We start from the raw sequence: 968 nt of genomic DNA, 5'->3' as shown, positions 1-968 counted from the left end.
CTGACAGCTAGCGCCAAAGTGCAGAACAAGCCAAGGCAACACCCAGGAAGAGGAGCATCACCAATCAGAGGCAATCATCACAGAGATGAGCATCAGCAATGTAAGGTCACTGTTAAAGGACGAACGTTAGAGAAAGGATGAGATAGCTGATCGGCCTTACAACAATGAACCGTGAACCCAAACAACACGTAAAGAGCAACAAAAGCCACCTTCAGCAGCTCCAAGACACCACAACACCAGTTTTGAGACGCTTTGCGTTTTTTTGCGTTCAAATCCGCAATGATGCGTTGCTATGTAAAATCAGCAAGCCAAACGGCAAAGCAAGTCCACAAAAGACCTCGCACCAAGACAGTCCAAGGAAGCAACCAGGAGCAAGGCTCAGCAGCAGACTTATTCCCCATCTGCCAACATCTATTCCCACTCCAGAAAAACATATCCCCGCACTCAGCACGACAACTTCGGCATCGGCATCGGCATCGGCATCGGCATCGGACAAACCATAAAGCCAGCACTTCTTCACAAAGCACTCCTGTCCCAACATGCAACAAGCACAAATAACATCAGCACCCAAAGCAAACGGCCAAACCCAAACCACCTCAAGCCTTCAAATCAAACCAATTCCAAATATCAACCCAATCTTGGCAACCAAATCACCGCCAACAAAGACTCAAGGGGAACATTACGGGAATAGACCGAGATCAAAACAAGCTGCACTATCAAAACCAACACAGACAACCCGACTATCGGTAAAATCCGAGTTCTTTGACAACTGAATAATGAACTTGCTAAGCGCCCTGTGCACCGCTGCGAACATCGCAAAACCAACGCGGAAAGCGGGTTCTTAACTTTAGATGTGGGAGACGCTCAAACGTTGTCTTTTCAAAAAACAGCTCTCGCTCAAACGAGTGTCCCCGGCTCTATCTTGGGACAGGCTTTCTAGAACGCAAAAAGCCCCCATGCTTTATGCA

Annotated in this window: 1 protein-coding gene; it reads right to left on the bottom strand. The window is 47.8% G+C overall.

Going from position 1 to position 968, the window contains the following annotated elements:
* Positions 1-268: 268 nt before the first annotated feature.
* Positions 269-520, bottom strand: a complete 252-nt coding sequence (locus PsWM33_RS20980; protein WP_153039821.1) for a hypothetical protein — start codon at positions 518-520, stop codon at positions 269-271.
* Between the last annotated feature and the right edge of the window lie 448 nt (positions 521-968).

The organism is Pseudovibrio sp. WM33 (assembly GCF_001623165.1).
Taxonomy (GTDB): Bacteria; Pseudomonadota; Alphaproteobacteria; order Rhizobiales; family Stappiaceae; genus Pseudovibrio.
Note: the sequence above shows the minus strand (reverse complement) of the source record. Positions and strands in the feature narration are given on the sequence as shown.